Raw genomic sequence first — 18,692 nt, forward strand, 5'->3', positions numbered from 1 at the left:
TATATATTAAGAAAAGCAAAGGAGTTGCCAGACATGACAAAGAGAAGAGTTGTTGTAACAGGAGTTGGCGCTGTTACTCCAGTTGGTAATAACGTTGAAACAGCATGGAATAATGTATTAGCGGGTGTATCTGGTGTAGGGCCGCTTACAAGATTAAATGCAGATGAATATCCAGCAAAAGTAGCAGCTGAGGTAAAGGACTTCCAAGTGGAAGATTTTATTGATAAAAAAGACGCGAGAAAAATGGATCGTTTTACTCATTACGCAGTAGCAGCAGCAAAAATGGCGGTTGAAGACTCAGGACTTGAGATTAACGACAGTAACTCACATAATATTGGTGTTTGGATTGGATCCGGTATTGGTGGAATGGAAACCTTTGAAAGTCAGTATGAGACCTTTTTAAGTCGAGGCTATCGAAGAGTTAGTCCATTCTTCGTACCAATGATGATTCCTGATATGGCGACAGGTCAGGTTTCAATTACATTAGGAGCAAGAGGATTTAACTCTTGTACGGTAACTGCTTGTGCAACAGGAACGAATTCAATCGGTGATGCCTTTAAGGTTATTCAACGAGGAGACGCAACTGCCATGGTAACTGGTGGAGCGGAAGCACCTATTACAAAAATGTCTGTAGCAGGTTTTTGTGCAAACACAGCACTATCAACAAATCCTGACCCTAGTAAAGCAAGTCGTCCTTTTGATCTGAATCGTGATGGTTTTGTCATTGGAGAAGGGGCAGGAATTGTGGTCTTAGAAGAATTGGAGCATGCTTTAGCCCGTGGAGCTAAGATCTATGCAGAAATCGTTGGTTATGGCGCAACAGGTGATGCCTATCATATTACTGCACCAGCACCAGGTGGAGAAGGTGGAGCGCGTGCAATGAAAATGGCTATTAACGATGCCGGCTTAAATGTAGAAGAAGTTGACTACGTGAACGCCCATGGAACGAGTACTGATTATAATGATCGCTTTGAAACATTGGCTCTTAAAGAAGTGTTTGGTGAACATGCGTATAAGCTTGCAGTGAGTTCGACAAAGTCAATGACTGGTCACTTGCTTGGAGCAGCAGGGGGAGTAGAAGCAATCTTCAGCGTCCTAGCCATAAAAGAAGGTATGATTCCACCAACGATTAATTATGAAACTCCAGACCCAGAATGTGATTTAGACTATGTACCAAATGAAGCTAGAAAACAAGAAGTACAAGTAGCTATGAGTAATTCACTTGGCTTTGGTGGACACAACGCAACAATCGTATTTAAAGCATATAAATAAATTGAAACAGAGTGGAATAATATCCGCTCTGTTTTTTTTATGGGCATTAATCAAGTTTTGGTTATTTTTTCATATTATGCTAAGAAAGTGTAAAAGGAAAGGAGGAGGTTAGGTGGCAGTTGTTCGTACGGATGAGTGGCTAGACAAAGATTTTACTAATCCAGTTGGTATCTGTAAGAGATTTTTAAAAGAGTTTAATGAAAGTGAACCAAAACCGATATATGACTATCTTTCTTCGTTTGGCATGTATCGGCCAAACCGAGCAACCTTTCAAACGTATGAAAGACTTAAAGAAAAAAAGGTATGGGAAACAATCAATCATATTTATGAAAAGTATAGAGGCAAGTGGAACGGACCTGAAGTAACTATCTATATATTTCCTATTTCACAATCTAGCAATTTTTTCTTTAGAGAGAGGCAATCGAAAAAATCGGGAGTTTCATTTCCAGATAGGGTGTTTTTATTTATCGGTGATTTAGAAGATGAACTAGAACTAGAGTCACTATTTGTTCATGAATACCATCATGTGTGTCGGATTAGAAAACAAAAGAAGGATCCGTCAGAGTTTACTTTTTTAGACTCAATGATTTTAGAAGGGTTAGCAGAATTGGAAGTAGAAAAAAGCTGTGGGGCTGAATACTTGGCGGACTGGTGTCATTTTTATAGTAAGGAAGACATAGAATTGTACATGAAGAGATATATCATATCAAACCTACAGGTAAAAAAAACAGATCCATTACATGATCAATTATTATTTGGGACCGGTGCATATCCAAAACTACTAGGTTATGCATGCGGATATTACCTTGTCAGAACTTCTTACAAGGAAAATTACTTTTCTACAAAAACATCTTTTACAATATTAGGAAAACGTTTTATTACGAAATCCGAAGAAACCTAGATGTATCAAGGGATTCAAGTACACTTTAAAGCCTTAAAGTAGAGGCTTTTTTTGTTTTTTCAATAACTTGAATCTTTTTAATTGTGAAAAAAATCTTGCAATTGTCATCTCCCTGTAATAATATTTTAATCAAATAGAACAATTGACTGAATAATTAAAAAAACGTAAGAGGTGTCCAATGAGCGTAAATACTCAATTACATAAAGATGCACCTTTGCTTGAGGTGAAAAACCTAGAAACTGCATTCTCAATTGATGGACAATATTACAATGCAGTGGATAATGTATCTTTTTCCGTTAAACCGCGTGAGATTGTTGGTATTGTTGGTGAGTCAGGTTGTGGGAAATCCGTTATGAGTCTCTCTATTATGAAGCTCTTACCAAAAGGTATCGGAAAAATTAAGTCAGGAAGCATTCATTTTGAGGGTGTGCATCTAGAAAAAATGTCAGATAAAGAGATTAATAGCATCCGTGGGAAAGATATTGCGATGATTTTCCAGGAACCTATGACGTCATTAAACCCTGTGTTTTCAATAGGCTTTCAAATTCAAGAAGTGTTATTCAATCATATGAAAATCTCGAAAAAAGAAGCGAGATTAAAGAGTATCGCCTTGTTAAAAAGTGTAGGTATTTCAAGACCAGAGAAAATTGTCGATGAGTACCCACATCAGCTTTCTGGGGGGATGAGGCAAAGAGTAATGATAGCGATTGCAATTGCTTGTCAACCAAAATTGTTGATTGCTGATGAACCAACAACAGCGTTGGATGTAACGGTTCAGGCACAGATTTTGGAGCTGTTAAAAGATATCCAAAAAGTGAATGATATGTCAGTCATTTTAATTACCCATGATCTTGGGGTTGTTGCGGAAATGTGTGATGAGGTTATCGTTATGTATGCAGGTAAAATTGTTGAAAAAACGGATGTCGATACCCTATTCCATGATCCAAAACATCCCTATACAAAATTGCTAATGGGTGCCATCCCACGTATGGATGAAGATGTTGAAGTGCTAAGTTCGATTAAAGGAATAGTTCCCTCGTTAAAAAACATGCCGAAGGTCGGCTGTAAGTTTGCTGCTCGCTGTCCCCAGGCGATGCCAGAATGTACAAGTATTACACCAATTTTAGCAGAAACAGACGAAGGGCACGAAGTTTCCTGCTTGCTATATCCAACTAGCAGGCCAAGAGAGGGAGTCTTGCATAATGAATACAGAGGTTAAGGAAACGACTACTAATATAAGAGATAAGAGAAATAATGATGTTCTTCTTGAGGTGAGAAATTTAAAAACCTATTACCCTATTAAGGGTGGAATTTTTAGAAAAACGGTTGCGGTTGTAAAAGCAGTAGACGATATCTCCTTTGAGATTAAAAAAGGGGAGACGCTTGGACTTGTCGGTGAATCTGGTTGTGGAAAATCAACCGCTGGTCGAACGATATTACGCCTTTTAGATGCAACAGACGGGCAAATTATTTTCGATGGAGAAGATATCACAAACATTCGGGGTGTATCGCTTCGAAAGGTTCGAAAAGATTTTCAAATGGTATTTCAGGATCCGTATGCCTCCTTAAACCCAATGATGATGGTTGGAGATTTAATTTCTGAGCCCATTCGGAACTTCACAAATAGAAGCTCTAAGGATCTTAAACCAGAAGTAATGGAGCTTTTAACTAAGGTAGGATTGCCTGAGGATGCTTATTATAAATATCCTCATGAGTTTTCAGGGGGACAAAGACAACGAATTGGAATTGCAAGAGCACTTGCGTTAAGACCAAAGTTAATTATTGCGGATGAGCCGGTTTCGGCCCTAGACGTTTCTGTTCAATCACAAGTATTAAACTTGTTAAAAGAACTTCAAGATGAATTTGATTTAACCTTCTTGTTCATCGCTCATGATTTAAGTGTAGTAAAACATATGAGTAATCGTATAGGAGTGATGTATTTAGGTGGTCTCGTTGAAGTAGCAGAAAAAAGCAGCTTATATGCAGAACCATTGCACCCATATACACAAGCATTGATCTCTGCTATTCCAGAGCCAGATCCTAGAAAAAAGAAAGAAAGAATTATTCTAGAAGGCGATGTTCCAAGCCCAATTGATCCACCAAAAGGGTGCACCTTTCATCCTCGTTGTGCACACGCCATGCCTGAGTGCCAGCAGGTTAAGCCTACTTTAAAGGAGGTGAAGCCTGGGCATAGAGTCGCTTGTCATTTATACAACTAGCAGAAAAAAACTATTTCCGGGGGGAAAACAATGAAAAAATCAGCATTTTGGCTAGTTTCTATCATGTTGATCATGTCTCTATTTTTAGCAGCATGTTCAAAGGAAACAGCTAACGAAAAGCCAGCAGAGGGTGATAAGCCAGCTGGAGAAGCAATTGAAGGCGGTACCGTCACATTTGGTTATACACAACCATTTAAAGGTGTTTTATCTTATGCATATTACGAAGGAGAAGATGATGTAAATGCTCTTCAATTTATGCACGAAGCTTTAATCAAAACAGGTGATGATTTAACACCACAACCAAATCTTGCTACATGGGAACTTTCTGAAGACCACATGAAATTAACGTTTAAGCTTAAAGAAGGCGTGAAATGGCATGATGGAGAAGAGCTTACTGTAGAAGATATGGAGTATGCTTGGTACTTAATCGCAGATCCAACTTATGAAGGTGCACGTTTTGCTAACGTAGCTATGATTAAAGGTGCTCAAGAATACCATGATGGAAAAGCTGATACAATCGAAGGTATTAAAGTAATTGACGATTACACAATCGAAGTAACGGTTACAGAGCCATCTGTAAACTTATTAGACAATATCTGGGTTTATCCAGAGCCGAAGCACTATTATGGAGATATTTCTTCTAAAGAACTTCCAGATTCTGAGCAAATTCGTAAAAAACCAATTGGGGTAGGTCCTTTCAAGGTTAAGAATATCGTTGCAGGTGAAATGATTGAGTTTGAACGCTTTGATGATTACTGGCAAGGTCCAGCAAAATTAGACGGAGTTGTTTACAAAATCATTGACGGATCTTTAGCGCAAGGCTTGATCCAAAACGGTGAAGTAGATGTTATCGAAGCACCGAAGGATCAATGGGCAGCTATTAAAGAGCTTCCAAACGTAAATGCAGTTGAAGCTGATGCAATGTCATACAGCTATATCGGATTTGACTGGGGTCATTACGACACGGAAAAGGGTGTAGTTGTATCTGATAACCAAAAATTCCAAAACAAAGCTTTACGTCATGCAATGGCTCACGCTATTGATCGTCAAGCATTTATCGATGGTTTTGCAAACGGCTTAGGAAAACCATTAAATACACCATTCCCTTCAGTTTCTTGGGCTAAAATTGATGATTCTGAAATTAATGGTTATGAATTTGATGTAGAAAAAGCAAAAGAATTACTTGATGAAGCTGGTTACAAAGATGTAGATGGTGATGGTTTCGTTGAAGATCCAGAAGGAAAGCCGTTTACTGTAAACTTTGATGCAATGGCTGGTGCAGAAACGTCTGAAGCACGTGCACAATTCATTATTCAATCTTGGCAAGCGATTGGTCTAAATGCAAAGCTTAACGGTGGAGCATTAAAAGACTTCAACCTATTCTATGACACAATTGAAGCGGATGATCCTTCTGTTGAAACATTCATGGGTGCATGGGGACTATCAGCAGACCCAGACCCATCAGGTATTTGGTTATCAACTGACAAGTGGAATATGTGGAGATGGTACTCTGAAGAATCTGATGAGTTAATCAAGAAGGGTGTAACATTCCCTGAAGATGAAAGCATGGATGTTAAGGAACATCGCCAAGCAATCTATGATGATTGGCAAAAGCTTGTTAACGAAGAGTTACCGGTTATTTTCTTCGAACAACGTATTGATCCGTGGGCAATCAACAAGCGTGTACAAAACGTTAAAGTTACTCCGTTTGGAACAGATGACTTCCATTTATGGGCGGTAACAGAGTAATAACAATTTGATTCTAGTTTGATAAGGGGAATTGAGCATGCTACAATACACAATTCGTAGACTAATAGGTATGATTCCAATTATTTTCCTTATCTCAGTAGTGGTATTTTCCCTGGCGAAGCTTATGCCAGGGGATGCGCTATCTGGTAAAATTGATCCGCTAAATTCAGATCCAGCTTATATAGAAGAAATGCGTGAAAAAATGGGATTAAACGATCCTATTCACGTTCAGTACCTTCGTTGGATGAGTGGGGTGGTCAAGGGAGATTTTGGTGATTCATTCGTACACAAACGCGAAGTAATGGAATTGGTGGGTGATCGCCTTCCAAACACAATCATTTTAGGAGTATCTGCACTTTTAATCACATATTGCTTAGCATTTTTAATGGGACGATTTTCCGGAAGATATGCTTATAGCTTAGGTGATTATCTCATATCAGGATTTAACTATTTAGCTTTAGCGATTCCAAGCTTTGTTGCAGCATTAGTAGCAATTTATATTTTCTCTATTAACCTGGGATGGGTACCTGCCACAGGAAGTATTGGTTCGGGTGTTGAGCCTGGCACATTTGATTATTTTATTAGTAAAGCTAAACATACGATTTTACCCGCTCTTGTACTAGGATCACTAGCCACTGCATCCTATACTCAATTTTTGCGTAATGATATGATCGAAAGCTCTCGTAAAGATTATGTTCGTACTGCAAGAGCGAAAGGTACGAAAGAATCAACGATTTATAATAAGCATATTTTAAGAAATTCCATTATTCCAATAGTAACTTTATTAGGTTTTGATATTGCAAGTATATTTGGTGGGGCAATTATTACTGAAACCATCTTTACATATCCGGGAATCGGGTATCTGTTTGTTGAGTCAGTGAATGCTCGTGATTATTCTGTTATGATGGCCATAGCAATGATGTTAACGGTTCTAACATTAATAGGTAATTTAATTGCAGATTTATTATATGGATTAGTAGATCCACGAATTCGTTTAAGTTAGGGTAGGTGAGAGAATGGAACCAGTTACACAAGCAACATCAGCGGCTGTTGGGAGCGTTATAAAGCCTCCGAAGAGCCAATCACCATGGGCTCTCGCCCGCCGGAAATTTTTTAAAAATAAAATTGCTATGATTAGTTTGGTATTTTTAATCATTGTTACTTTATTATCAATCTTTGCTGAGCCTTTGACGATTCCGGTCGAAGAAACAGCTAAGATTAATCTTACGCAAATGAGTAAGGAACCGTCGGCTGAGCACTTTTTTGGAACGGATAAGTCTGGGAGAGACGTATTTGCAAGAACATTACACGGTGGACAAACGTCCTTATTGCTAGCGTTCTCTATTACGATTGCAGTAATTACCATCGGATCGATCGTTGGTGCGACTGCAGGGTTTTTCGGTGGATGGGTAGATAATGCTTTAATGAGATTTACTGATTTTATGATGAACTTCCCATTTTTGCTATTTGTCATTGTGTTAAAGTCAATCTTCTTAGAATCTAGTACAGCTACATTAATTTTTGTTATTTCGGTACTTAGCTGGACAGGCACCGCTCGTCTTGTAAGAAGTAAGGTAATGGCTGAAAAGGAAAATGAATATATTTTAAGTGCGATTTCAATTGGTTGTTCACCTTTTAAAACAATTACAAAGCATTTACTCCCTAACGTAATGTCTACCATTATTGTACAGGCAACTCTAACGTTAGCAGTAATGATTGTTGCAGAAACTGGTCTAAGTTTCCTAGGGTTTGGTGTACCGATGAATATACCAAGCTGGGGAAATATGCTTCAGGAAGCGCGCAGCCCGGATGTGTTGACTAGTAAATGGTGGATTTGGATTCCGCCAGCAGCAGTGCTAACGGGCACAATCTTATCAATTAATTTCATAGGGGAAGGGTTTAAAGATGCCTTTAATCCAAAATCAAACAGATAAATCTACCAATTCAAACTGGTAGATTTTTTTGTCTACATAAGTTGTCCATTAGTAACATATGTATGTAAAAAAGAGAGCTGGGGGAAGGGCGATGAATAGAGTGGGGAAATCTCTATGATTATGAGGATTTTCCTTTTGCTAACTGGTTTTGGACTAGCTGTACTTGGTGGGATAAGTACGATTGCATACCTGAACTTATTAACGACAGGATATACGGTAATGGACTATCTTCATTTTATTAAGGAACGTGTGGAGTGCTATCTTTTTCTAATTGGTATGTTGGTGATATGCTTAAGTATTTATTATCCGGGTAAAGAGGAATAACAACATTAATTGGATTAAGATATCATAAAAGGAATAAATTAACGTTAACCTGCCCATACTGAGTGACAAACAGTTTGTGAAGTGAGGGGTTAATTCATGTTGTATCTTCATGATGTTTGGGTTAATTGGTTTGAAGGAGAAGAGAACGGATACAATGTCTGTCACTTCCATGAGTGGCGGAAGGATGACGGAGTTGAACTTCTTGATCAGGTTCCCTTGTTAAAGGTTGAGTCGGTGTTGTTTAATTATATTGAGAATGATCTTTCTGAGCTTCCTCAGCAACTATTGGATGACGTCTATCAAAAGGCTTACTTACGTAAAAATCACGAGCGTATCCAGCTAGAGTATTGCTTTGTTGTCACAGATGGTACGGGGATATTAGTAGTTGATACGATTGGCTATAATATACCGATACGTAAAAGTAGACTGATTCCAAGGCAAGAGCAACTAGTTTATGAGATGATTGATAAGCATGACACGCTTACCTATGCATTCAATGATCACTCGTCATTAAAAGAATTTCATATTTTGTCACCAGCCCCAGAGCTAATGAACGGGTTAACAAGAAAAGAGAGACAATTAAAGCAGTTGTTATTTATGGCATTAGACCAACTTCACTCGTCAAATAATGTAGCAGAAGTAAGATACTGGTACACAGAGTGGAACCCGGAAAAATATTCAGAGATTCAAGATCAAACATTTGAAAATGTTTGGCAGGATCTATATGAAAATACAAAGTACGGTTGGTCATTAAAGCATGAGACTTTTTGTGAAAATTTAATAAAAGGGCAGCCCTTCTTTGAAAAGTTATGGGAGATGGAGCATGGTCCGAAAGTAAATTAAAAGGCTGGAGTTATCCAGCCTTTTTCATTTATTTTCTTTTTCTTCCTAACCCCATAGCGTTTTCCATTTTCTTAACCATTTTACTAGCTACTTCGTTTGCTTTTGCAGCGCCCCTATCAAGAATTTCATCCAGCTCGGTAGATTCCATTAGCTGGTGGTATTTTTTCTGAATAGGTTCAAATTCATTAATGAGAACTTGTGCTAGTTCCGCTTTAAAATCTCCGTATCCTTTACCTTCATATTGATTCTCTAATTCTTGAATCGTTTTTCCAGTTAGGATGGAATAGATTGATAACAAATTCGATACGCCAGGCTTATTTTCCTTATCAAACTTTACTACCCCTTCAGAGTCTGTAACAGCGCTTTTAATTTTCTTTTCTATTTGCTTTGGTTCATCTAATAATGAAATGAAAGCTTTTTGATTAGGATCAGATTTACTCATTTTTTTCGTGGGATCTTGTAAAGACATAATACGTGCTCCGACTTTTGCAATGCGAACCTCTGGAATTGTAAAAATATCATTGTACTTCTTATTAAAGCGCTCTGCTAAATCACGTGTAAGCTCTAAATGTTGCTTCTGGTCCTCACCCACAGGAACAAGGTCCGTTTTGTAAAGCAAAATGTCAGCAACCATTAAAGGTGGATATGTTAGCAATCCAGCAGAAACAGCGTCCTTACCAGCGGATTTATCTTTAAACTGAGTCATTCTTTCAAGCTCTCCAATATAGGAGGTACATTGGAACATCCAACCTGCCTGTGCGTGGGCTGGGACCTCAGATTGAATAAATAAAGTTACCTTATCAGGGTCTAAGCCAACTGCAACGTATAGTGCAGCAAGACTACGAATATTTTTCCTTAGTTGCTGAGCGTCCTGAGGGACTGTAATAGCATGCTGGTCGACAATACAGAAATAGCAGTTATATTCATTTTGAAGCTCAACGAACTGTTTCAAAGCTCCTATGTAGTTTCCTAACGTTATCATTCCGCTCGGTTGAATACCAGAGAAGATGGTTTTCATGATAGTTCCTCCTTTTATGTGTAAAAAGCCATCTCTCCAAACATGTCCAGAAAGAAGGCATAGTATAAACAACAAACTAATTAATTCCATTAATAAGATAAGGTTATTTAAAAATTATAAGTAACTATTCTCTTTTAATCAAGAACTACTACTTATATATAGTAGAAGAAGAGCGCTAGGAGACAGAGGGTAAGGTTTATGAAGCCTACAACCAGTAAAGGAGAATAATTCATAGTAAATATCTTAGATAAAGGTCTCATTTCTTCTACTGTATCTCTTGTTACATCTTTTCCGGCAAAAATTAATCGAAAGGATTTTGTTACGACGTCAAAAAAGCCAGTGTTAACTGTAAAGATGGCTAAGGAAATACATAGTAATACACTTGATAGATAGAAACTCTTATTTATGTAATTTAGAAGAGAAATACTATTAGTGAAAAACATTAGAATCAAAATAAGTATTTGTGAGAATAATAAAAGTGTTAAATTCAACCTTGTTTTAAGCGTTTTCATGTGTGGATCCTTTCAGAAAATATTATTTTTGAAAAACAATATAGCAAAAAACCAGTGGGTCGGGTTAGGTGCCTAATTTCTAATAAATGCTAATTATATCATAGTATATCTTAAGTCGATGTTAACAATTATAACAATAGTGTAAAATTTTTTTGAAAAAACATGTACAAAAAGTAAATTCGATGTATAATAACTAATGTACAATTTTTCAGAAAAAACAATCTAAGGAGGTCTATCAGTGAAAAAGTCAAAATTTTCATTGCTTTTAGTCCTAACTCTAGTACTAAGCATGTTCTTAGCAGCATGTTCTGGTGGAGACAAGAAGGACGAAGCAGCCACTGATAACGATTCAGATGCTAAAGGCTCTGAATTAGCTGAAACACAAGAAATCACAGTTTTAGAATCAGCTGAAATTCCGTCTATGGATTCTGTACTTGCTGAAGACACTGTTGGTTTCACAATGATCAACAATGTTAACGAAGGTCTTTTCCGTTTAGACCAAGAGCAAAATGCGGTTCCAGCTTTATCTGACGGTGAGCCAACTGTTAGTGAAGATGGTACTGTTTACACGTTTAAACTTAGAGATGCTAAGTGGTCAAATGGAGATACTGTAACAGCTCATGACTTCGTTTATGCATGGCAACGTGCAATTGGACAAGAAACTGCTTCATTCTACGGACCTTACATAATGTCCGGTGTAATTAAGAATGCAGTTCAAGTAAACGCTGGAGAGCTTGATGTTAACCAACTTGGAGTAGAAGCTTTAAGTGATAATGAACTTAAAGTTACACTTGAAAAGCCAGTTCCTTACTTTACAGCTTTAATGGCATTCCCTACTTTCTATCCACAAAACCAAAAGTTTGTAGAAGAAAAAGGCGCTGATTATGCAAAGAATGCTGAAAACCTAATCTTTAACGGTCCTTTCAAAATGACTAAGTGGGATGGGGTTGCTGCTACTGAGTGGACTCTTGAAAAGAATGAAGAATACTGGGATGCAGAAAACGTTACTTTAACAAAAATCAATTACAATACATCTAAAGATCCACAAGCAGCTGCAAATGCTTTCGAAGCAGGACAAGCTGACGTAACACCAAAATTATCAACACCTGCTGTAATTTCACAGTATGAGGGAGATCCTCGTCTAGTAACATGGTTAGAGCCAACAGAGTTCTGGTTAAAGCTTAACCAAGAAAACGAAGCTTTAGCTAACAAAAACATCCGTTTTGCTATTTCTTTAGCATTCGATAAAGATGCTTTAGTTAACGATATTCTTCAAAACGGTTCTCTAGCTGCAAACTACGCGGTACCAGCTGGGTTTGTTAAGCACCCTGAAACTGGCGAAGACTTCCGTGAAGCAAACGGAGACATGAATACTTTTGACGCTGAAAAAGCTAAAGAATACTGGACAAAAGGTCTTGCTGAATTAGGCGTAGATAAGTTAGAATTAAACTTCCTTGGTGGAGACACTGAAACATCAAAAACAGTTGATGCTTTCCTTAAAGATCAATTACAAAATAACCTTCCTGGTTTAACTATTAACCTTGAAAGTGTTCCATTCTCTGTACGTCTTGACCGTGAAGATACTCAAGATTATGATATCCTTCATGCTGGTTGGGGCCCAGACTATCCAGATCCAATGACATACTCTGATCTTTGGTTAACTGGTGGCGGACACAACAAAATGTCTTACTCTAGTGCTAAATACGATGAGTTAGTAAAATCTGCTCAAGGTGAATTAGCTGCTAAGCCTGCTGAACGTTTTGAAGCTCTTCAAGAAGCTGAAAAGGTATTATTCGAGGATGCAGCTCTTGCTCCAACATACCAACGTGCATCAAATGTCTTAGTAAGTGATAAGCTTGAAGGCTTTACTTACCATATCTTTGGACCAGAGTACAGTTGGAAATATGCTAAACTAAATAAATAATTTACCATATAATTAGTATGGGAAAATGATGTACAATGAAATAGGAGAGAGAGTATATTCGCATAAAATATACTCTCTTTTTCCCTGTAAGGAAATTGTCGAAACATGGGGAAAATTCAAAATTAGCAGGAGGTGCACGGAATGATTAAATATATTGGCCAGAGGGTCATTTATATGATTATAACTTTGTTTCTAATTGCCTCGATGACGTTTTTCTTAATGAAACTTATTCCTGGAACACCATTTAAAAACCAAGCAAAAATGTCAGATGAGCAACTAGAGATGATGCTTGATCACTATAAGCTTGATGAGCCAGTTCCCGTTCAATACGTAGCGTATATGACAAACCTAGTTAAAGGGGACTTAGGAACATCTTATCAGTTTGCCAATACACCAGTATCAGAATTATTAGGTGCAAGGATTGGTGCCTCTGCTTTATTAGGATTTCAAGCATTGCTAGTAGGGACAGTATTTGGGATTATCCTTGGAGTAATAGGAGCACTAAAGCAAAATACTTGGATTGATTATGGAACAACATTCATTGCCGTTATTGGTAAATCTATTCCTTCGTTTGTTTTTGCTGGATTGCTTCAATATTATGTTGGTGTAAAATTAGGTTGGTTTCCTGTTGCATTCTGGAAAGGTCCTGAATACACAGTTATGCCAACGATTGCACTTGCAATGTTTCCAATCGCTATTGCTGCTCGTTTTATGAGAACGGAAATGGTTGAAGTATTAGGATCGGATTATATTACATTAGCAAGAGCAAAGGGTGCGAACTACTTTGAAATTGCATTTAAACATGCTTTAAGAAATGCTTTAATCCCAGTTATCACTGTATTAGGACCGCTTGCTGTAAGCTTAATGACTGGTTCTCTTGTAATTGAAAAGATTTTCTCTGTTCCAGGACTTGGAGAGCAGTTTGTTAAATCTGTACAAGTGAATGACTATTCGGTCATTATGGCAACAACCTTGTTATTTGCGTTCCTTTTTATTGTCGTAATATTAATAGTAGATATTCTATACGGCTTGATTGATCCTAGAATACGTCTAGCGGGAGGGAAAAAATAAATGGCACAATTTGATGAAAAAATCAGCAAAGACCAATTTGAGCCCGCTATTATTGACGCTTCAACAAGTGAGCGTATCTCTAAACCAAGTCTAAACTATTGGCAGGATGCATGGTTACGAGTTAGAAAGAATAAGGGTGCAATTGTAAGTTTAGTAGTTATTGGGTTTTTAATAATAATGGCTTTAATTGGCCCATCATTAAGTAAATTTGACTCTAATAAGCAGAATACAAAACACGCTAATTTACCACCACGTATTGAAGCCCTAGAGAATATTTCATGGTTACCATTTGATGGAACGAGAACACTGAAAAATGGAAATGTGGTTAATCCATATGAGCAGAAACAAATCGAAGAGTACTATTGGTTTGGTACGGATGCACTTGGAAGAGACCAATTTTCACGTGTTTGGAAGGGGACTCAAATCTCTCTTTATATTGCATTCCTAGCAGCGTTTATCGACATGGTTATCGGTGTTACTTTCGGTGCAGTTTCAGGTTACTTCGGTGGCCGAGTTGATAATATTATGCAAAGAATTATTGAAGTACTCTCGGGTATACCAAATCTAGTAATTGTTATTTTAATGATTATTGTGTTAAAGCCCGGTATTATATCAATTACGGTTGCTTTGACTATAACGGGTTGGGTAAGTATGGCACGTGTTATTCGTGCACAAGTATTAAAGCTTAAAAATCAAGAATTTGTTTTAGCATCTAGAACATTAGGGGCTAGTCATGCGAAGATTATTTTTAAGCATCTATTGCCAAACCTCGCTGGTGTTATCATTATTAATACAATGTTTAGTATTCCAAACGCAATATTTTTTGAGGCATTCTTGAGCTTTATCGGATTAGGTCTTCAAGACCCACTAGCCTCATTAGGAACGCTTATCGATGAGGGTTTTAGAGCAATGATTGCCTTCCCTTACCAGATGCTTGTTCCCGCGATTGTAATTTCAGTTGTAATGATTGCGTTTAATATGATTGCAGATGGTCTTCGTGATGCGTTAGATCCTAAAATGAGAGACTAAGGCAGGTGAAATAAGATGTCAAAAATTCTAGAAGTAAATAACTTAAATATATCTTTCCATACGTTTGCTGGAGAAGTTAAGGCGATTCGTGGAGTTAATTTCCATCTTAATAAAGGGGAAACTCTTGCAATAGTAGGTGAGTCTGGTTCAGGTAAATCTGTTACAACAAAGGCAATTATGCGACTTCTGCCAGAGAGTAACTCTGAAATTAAAGAGGGAGAAATTCTCTTTGATGGGAAAGACTTAACGAAATTAACTGACAAGCAAATGCAAGGGATTCGTGGCAAAGAAATATCTATGATTTTCCAGGATCCAATGACTTCCTTGAATCCAACGATGACTGTTGGTAAACAGATTATGGAACCAATTATTAAGCACCAAAATATGAGCAAATCTGCTGCTAAGCAGCGTGCGATTGAACTTTTGAAGCTTGTTGGAATTCCAATGGCTGAAGAACGTTTTAAACAATATCCTCACCAGTTCTCAGGTGGTATGAGACAAAGGGTTGTTATTGCCATTGCACTAGCATGTAATCCACAAATATTGATTGCTGACGAACCGACTACTGCGTTAGATGTAACGATTCAAGCACAGATTTTGGAACTAATGAAAGATTTGCAGAAGAAAATTGATACATCTATTATCTTTATTACACATGATTTAGGTGTGGTTGCTAATGTTGCTGACCGTGTAGCGGTTATGTACGGTGGACGAATCATTGAGATTGGTACTGTAGATGAAATTTTCTACAATCCGCAGCATCCTTACACATGGGGTCTAATTAGCTCAATGCCTGATTTAGATACAGCTGAGGATGAGCTATATGCCATTCCAGGATCACCACCAGACCTTCTTAACCCTCCTAAGGGAGATGCATTTGCACCACGTAACGAATATGCAATGAAGATTGATTTAGAACAAGAGCCTCCAATGTTTAAAGTTTCGGATACACATTATGCAGCTACATGGTTACTTCATCCGGATGCTCCAAAGGTAGAGCCACCAGCAGCCGTTATTAAGAGAAGAGAAATGTATCCAGGTTTTAATAATAAATAGGAGGTAAACCAATGGAAACTAAAAAGAAATTGCTTGAAATTAGAAATTTAAAGCAATACTTTAATATCGGAAAGCCAAATGAAGTCAGAGCGGTTGATGGAATTAGCTTTGATATATATGAAGGTGAAACACTAGGACTCGTTGGTGAATCAGGTTGTGGTAAATCTACAACAGGTCGAACAATTATTCGACTTTATGATGCAACAGACGGCGAAGTTTTATACGATGGAGTTAATGTCCACGGAAAAAAATCAAAAGAAGAGTTAAAGTCATTTAATCACAAAATGCAAATGATCTTCCAGGATCCATATGCTTCATTAAACCCAAGAATGAAAGTCTCTGATGTAATTGCTGAAGGGATGGATATCCACGGTTTAGCAAAAACGAAAGAAGAAAGAATGAATAAAGTGTATGAACTTCTAGAAACAGTTGGATTAAACAAAGAGCACGCAAATCGTTATCCCCATGAATTCTCGGGCGGTCAAAGACAACGTATTGGTATTGCACGTGCCCTAGCTGTTGATCCAGACTTTATCATCGCTGACGAACCTATCTCAGCTCTTGACGTTTCTATTCAAGCACAAGTAGTTAACTTAATGAAAAAGCTTCAAAAAGAAAAAGGGTTAACCTATTTATTTATTGCGCATGACCTATCAATGGTTAAGTATATTAGTGACCGAATTGGAGTTATGTACTTTGGAAAGCTTGTGGAACTAGCGCCAGCTGAGGAATTATATAATAATCCAAAGCACCCTTACACACAGTCATTGCTTTCTGCTATTCCACTACCGGATCCTATATCAGAGCGCTCTAGGAAACGTAAAACGTATGATCCAAAAATGCATAATTACCAAGCGGATGAAACAGTTGAATTACGTGAAGTATCTCCAGGACATTTTGTTCTATGTTCTGAGAAAGAATTCGCACAATACAAGAAATAACAAAAACGATCTCGAGACGAGATCGTTTTTCATTTGAAGGAAGATAGGAAGTGCGTTATCATAAATATTAAGTAATATTAAAGCGCTTACGATTATCAATAGAACAAATATGATTATTTTCTTTTTCCACCAACCTGTTTCCAGCCTGTTTGGAATTTCGCTGATTGGTCTACAAATTCTGCTTTCTGTTTGCCGCCAAACAATTTCTCACCAATACCATTAGTAATAACCCCTAAAACAGCAGTAATTCCTATGATTAGTAAGGCAACAATGGTTAGGTCGGTTATATAACTACCCATAATAAACCTCCTTTATGAATAACTGGTGTAAGACCGGTTATGTAGTTCCACTACTATCTATTCTAAAGAATTATCACTTGTATGAAAAGAGTAATATTAACAAAAAATTGTATTGTATGGTTCGGAATAAGGACATTATGGGTTAAATCCATTTAAAGGAGTATTATATGCACTGGTATGAAAAGTTGAATCAGTATTTTCCAATTGAAGAAATGAAGTCAAAGGAACATATGGAAACCCTTCTTCAAGAAAAGTCTTCTATTTATCATAAAGATGAAGGGAAATACCATGTCTTAATGTATGCAGAATTTGATCAGTTTCTATTCATTGATTATTTGTATGTTTCTGGGGAAGCAAGAGGGAAGGGATTAGGACACCAACTTCTCGAAAAGTTAAAACAGAAGAAAAAACCAATCATCTTAGAAGTTGAACCAATTAACTATAAAGATACCGACTCAGAGAAAAGATTGCGATTTTATAAACGTGAAGGGTTTGAGCATGCTAGCAAGATTGGATATGAAAGAAGATCATTAGCAACCAATGAAGTGAATACAATGGAAATTCTTTATTGGTCACCTGGACATGAAAGTGAAGAGGCGATTTTTGAAGGTATGAAAAAAGCTTACAATTTAATACACACGTATAAAGATATTGATTTCTATGGCGAGTCATATGATCCAGTAGAAGAAGTATTAAGCTTTGACCAAAAAGATGAGACCAATGACTTATTAAAAGATATCTAAGAGTTTTAACAGTTGCCTTAGAAGGTAACTGTTTTTCATTTTCATTTGCTAAATGAGAATTTTAATAAGGTTTACGATATGAGATTTCAGGGTATGTAAGAAAAAAACAAAAAAATATTCGTGTTTTTTTAAAAAAAAGGATAAAATAATGAAACTTTTCTCTCACCCTTTACGTATATAGACTATCTAGCCAATAAAAAGTGTAATATATCGTAATTTAAAACTTTCGAAAAAAGGATACCTTTTTACTCAGATTTGATGTATAATAATCAATATAAATTACTAATTTAAAGTAATTTTAAATAATACGTCAAATGGCCAAAATATCTCTCAACATAGATTCTATAAGTTTAAATTTAAAGGAGTGTGAGTTAGTTAATGGTAACATTATACACTTCACCAAGTTGTACATCATGCCGAAAAGCGAAAATTTGGCTAGAAGAACATGATATTCCTTATACAGAGAGAAATATTTTTTCTGAACCATTATCTATTGATGAAATTAAAGAAATTCTTCGCATGACTGAAGATGGAACAGATGAAATTATTTCAACTAGATCAAAAACGTTCCAAAAGCTTGATGTTAACTTAGAGACAATGCCTCTTCAGGATTTATTTGAATTAATTAAAGATAACCCAGGTTTACTTCGTAGACCAATCATTATTGATGAGAAGAGACTTCAAGTCGGGTATAATGAGGATGAAATCCGCCGTTTCCTACCAAGGAGAGTTCGTACGTACCAATTACGTGAAGCTCAGCGCTTGGTTAATTAAATGATTGAAACCTTCGATATCATCGAAGGTTTTTTATCTATTGTTGGTTTAAAATTAGCTGTAATAGATAATTATGTAGGAAG

General features: G+C 37.0%; 19 protein-coding genes. 16 read left to right on the forward strand and 3 right to left on the reverse strand.

Going from position 1 to position 18,692, the window contains the following annotated elements; all coding sequences use genetic code 11:
- Positions 1-33: 33 nt before the first annotated feature.
- The 9 genes from fabF to BKO01S_RS13695 all read left to right on the forward strand — a co-directional run bounded on the left by fabF (position 34) and on the right by BKO01S_RS13695 (position 9,242).
- Positions 34-1,272, forward strand: a complete 1,239-nt coding sequence (gene fabF / locus BKO01S_RS13655) for a beta-ketoacyl-ACP synthase II (protein ID WP_066054800.1) — start codon at positions 34-36, stop codon at positions 1,270-1,272.
- A 112-nt stretch (positions 1,273-1,384) separates the two neighbouring features.
- Positions 1,385-2,173 carry a DUF2268 domain-containing putative Zn-dependent protease gene (locus tag BKO01S_RS13660; RefSeq protein WP_066054803.1) on the forward strand — a complete coding sequence of 263 codons (789 nt, stop codon included), beginning with the start codon at positions 1,385-1,387 and terminating at the stop codon, positions 2,171-2,173.
- Positions 2,174-2,351: 178 nt separating this feature from the next.
- Positions 2,352-3,392: an ABC transporter ATP-binding protein gene (locus BKO01S_RS13665; RefSeq protein WP_066054806.1), complete on the forward strand. Its 1,041-nt coding sequence runs from the start codon at positions 2,352-2,354 to the stop codon at positions 3,390-3,392.
- Entirely contained in the window at positions 3,376-4,392 is a 1,017-nt protein-coding gene (locus BKO01S_RS13670) for an ABC transporter ATP-binding protein (RefSeq protein ID WP_066054808.1), read from the forward strand. Before BKO01S_RS13665 ends, BKO01S_RS13670 begins: the two co-directional genes overlap by 17 nt.
- Positions 4,393-4,422: 30 nt before the next feature.
- Entirely contained in the window at positions 4,423-6,141 is a 1,719-nt protein-coding gene (opp4A, locus tag BKO01S_RS13675) for an oligopeptide ABC transporter substrate-binding protein (RefSeq protein ID WP_066054811.1), read from the forward strand.
- 37 nt (positions 6,142-6,178) lie between these two features.
- Positions 6,179-7,144, forward strand: a complete 966-nt coding sequence (gene opp4B / locus BKO01S_RS13680) for an oligopeptide ABC transporter permease (protein ID WP_066054815.1) — start codon at positions 6,179-6,181, stop codon at positions 7,142-7,144.
- Positions 7,145-7,157: 13 nt separating this feature from the next.
- Positions 7,158-8,075: an oligopeptide ABC transporter permease gene (gene opp4C / locus BKO01S_RS13685; RefSeq protein ID WP_066054818.1), complete on the forward strand. Its 918-nt coding sequence runs from the start codon at positions 7,158-7,160 to the stop codon at positions 8,073-8,075.
- Positions 8,076-8,189: 114 nt separating this feature from the next.
- Positions 8,190-8,399 (forward strand): YuzI family membrane protein, encoded by a 210-nt coding sequence (locus tag BKO01S_RS13690; protein WP_066054821.1) that lies wholly within the window; start codon positions 8,190-8,192, stop codon positions 8,397-8,399.
- Between the two features lie 96 nt (positions 8,400-8,495).
- Positions 8,496-9,242: a YjbA family protein gene (locus BKO01S_RS13695; RefSeq protein ID WP_066054824.1), complete on the forward strand. Its 747-nt coding sequence runs from the start codon at positions 8,496-8,498 to the stop codon at positions 9,240-9,242.
- Positions 9,243-9,270: 28 nt separating this feature from the next.
- Here the strand turns inward: BKO01S_RS13695 and trpS are convergent, their stop codons facing one another.
- A complete protein-coding gene (trpS, locus tag BKO01S_RS13700) occupies positions 9,271-10,260 on the reverse strand; it encodes a tryptophan--tRNA ligase (protein WP_066054828.1) in 990 nt (329 codons plus the stop codon).
- Positions 10,261-10,412: 152 nt separating this feature from the next.
- Positions 10,413-10,772, reverse strand: coding sequence for a DUF3899 domain-containing protein (locus tag BKO01S_RS25220; protein WP_084362075.1), 360 nt, complete (start codon positions 10,770-10,772; stop codon positions 10,413-10,415).
- Between the two features lie 238 nt (positions 10,773-11,010).
- On the opposite strand from BKO01S_RS25220, the gene BKO01S_RS13705 reads away from it, so the two are divergent.
- The 5 genes from BKO01S_RS13705 to BKO01S_RS13725 all read left to right on the forward strand — a co-directional run bounded on the left by BKO01S_RS13705 (position 11,011) and on the right by BKO01S_RS13725 (position 16,793).
- Complete coding sequence (locus BKO01S_RS13705) at positions 11,011-12,696, forward strand: peptide ABC transporter substrate-binding protein (protein ID WP_066054831.1); 1,686 nt, start codon at positions 11,011-11,013, stop codon at positions 12,694-12,696.
- A gap of 141 nt (positions 12,697-12,837) precedes the next feature.
- Complete coding sequence (opp3b, locus tag BKO01S_RS13710) at positions 12,838-13,767, forward strand: oligopeptide ABC transporter permease (protein ID WP_066054835.1); 930 nt, start codon at positions 12,838-12,840, stop codon at positions 13,765-13,767.
- Positions 13,768-14,796: an oligopeptide ABC transporter permease gene (gene opp3C / locus BKO01S_RS13715; RefSeq protein ID WP_066054838.1), complete on the forward strand. Its 1,029-nt coding sequence runs from the start codon at positions 13,768-13,770 to the stop codon at positions 14,794-14,796. It begins immediately after the preceding gene.
- A 15-nt stretch (positions 14,797-14,811) separates the two neighbouring features.
- Positions 14,812-15,852 (forward strand): ABC transporter ATP-binding protein, encoded by a 1,041-nt coding sequence (locus BKO01S_RS13720; protein ID WP_066054841.1) that lies wholly within the window; start codon positions 14,812-14,814, stop codon positions 15,850-15,852.
- 11 nt (positions 15,853-15,863) lie between these two features.
- Positions 15,864-16,793 carry an ABC transporter ATP-binding protein gene (locus BKO01S_RS13725; protein ID WP_066054844.1) on the forward strand — a complete coding sequence of 310 codons (930 nt, stop codon included), beginning with the start codon at positions 15,864-15,866 and terminating at the stop codon, positions 16,791-16,793.
- Positions 16,794-16,906: 113 nt separating this feature from the next.
- On the opposite strand, the gene BKO01S_RS13730 is transcribed toward BKO01S_RS13725, so the two are convergent.
- Positions 16,907-17,092 (reverse strand): hypothetical protein, encoded by a 186-nt coding sequence (locus BKO01S_RS13730; RefSeq protein ID WP_066054847.1) that lies wholly within the window; start codon positions 17,090-17,092, stop codon positions 16,907-16,909.
- Positions 17,093-17,259: 167 nt separating this feature from the next.
- On the opposite strand from BKO01S_RS13730, the gene BKO01S_RS13735 reads away from it, so the two are divergent.
- Both BKO01S_RS13735 and spxA read left to right on the forward strand, forming a co-directional pair.
- Positions 17,260-17,835, forward strand: a complete 576-nt coding sequence (locus BKO01S_RS13735; protein WP_066054850.1) for a GNAT family N-acetyltransferase — start codon at positions 17,260-17,262, stop codon at positions 17,833-17,835.
- A gap of 378 nt (positions 17,836-18,213) precedes the next feature.
- Positions 18,214-18,609 carry a transcriptional regulator SpxA gene (spxA, locus tag BKO01S_RS13740; protein WP_066054853.1) on the forward strand — a complete coding sequence of 132 codons (396 nt, stop codon included), beginning with the start codon at positions 18,214-18,216 and terminating at the stop codon, positions 18,607-18,609.
- Positions 18,610-18,692 lie beyond the last annotated feature (83 nt).

The sequence above is a fragment of the Robertmurraya korlensis NBRC 107688 genome, from assembly GCF_001591645.1.
Lineage (GTDB): Bacteria > Bacillota > Bacilli > Bacillales > Cytobacillaceae > Robertmurraya_A.

Coding starts and splice junctions, on each gene's coding strand:
- fabF (WP_066054800.1), top strand. CDS start 34: ATGACAAAGAGAAGAGTTGTTGTAACAGGAGTTGGCGCTGTTACTCCA.
- BKO01S_RS13665 (WP_066054806.1), top strand. CDS start 2,352: ATGAGCGTAAATACTCAATTACATAAAGATGCACCTTTGCTTGAGGTG.
- BKO01S_RS13670 (WP_066054808.1), top strand. CDS start 3,376: ATGAATACAGAGGTTAAGGAAACGACTACTAATATAAGAGATAAGAGA.
- opp4A (WP_066054811.1), top strand. CDS start 4,423: ATGAAAAAATCAGCATTTTGGCTAGTTTCTATCATGTTGATCATGTCT.
- opp4B (WP_066054815.1), top strand. CDS start 6,179: ATGCTACAATACACAATTCGTAGACTAATAGGTATGATTCCAATTATT.
- opp4C (WP_066054818.1), top strand. CDS start 7,158: ATGGAACCAGTTACACAAGCAACATCAGCGGCTGTTGGGAGCGTTATA.
- BKO01S_RS13690 (WP_066054821.1), top strand. CDS start 8,190: ATGATTATGAGGATTTTCCTTTTGCTAACTGGTTTTGGACTAGCTGTA.
- BKO01S_RS13695 (WP_066054824.1), top strand. CDS start 8,496: ATGTTGTATCTTCATGATGTTTGGGTTAATTGGTTTGAAGGAGAAGAG.
- trpS (WP_066054828.1), bottom strand. CDS start 10,260: ATGAAAACCATCTTCTCTGGTATTCAACCGAGCGGAATGATAACGTTA.
- BKO01S_RS25220 (WP_084362075.1), bottom strand. CDS start 10,772: ATGAAAACGCTTAAAACAAGGTTGAATTTAACACTTTTATTATTCTCA.
- opp3b (WP_066054835.1), top strand. CDS start 12,838: ATGATTAAATATATTGGCCAGAGGGTCATTTATATGATTATAACTTTG.
- opp3C (WP_066054838.1), top strand. CDS start 13,768: ATGGCACAATTTGATGAAAAAATCAGCAAAGACCAATTTGAGCCCGCT.
- BKO01S_RS13720 (WP_066054841.1), top strand. CDS start 14,812: ATGTCAAAAATTCTAGAAGTAAATAACTTAAATATATCTTTCCATACG.
- BKO01S_RS13725 (WP_066054844.1), top strand. CDS start 15,864: ATGGAAACTAAAAAGAAATTGCTTGAAATTAGAAATTTAAAGCAATAC.
- BKO01S_RS13730 (WP_066054847.1), bottom strand. CDS start 17,092: ATGGGTAGTTATATAACCGACCTAACCATTGTTGCCTTACTAATCATA.
- BKO01S_RS13735 (WP_066054850.1), top strand. CDS start 17,260: ATGCACTGGTATGAAAAGTTGAATCAGTATTTTCCAATTGAAGAAATG.
- spxA (WP_066054853.1), top strand. CDS start 18,214: ATGGTAACATTATACACTTCACCAAGTTGTACATCATGCCGAAAAGCG.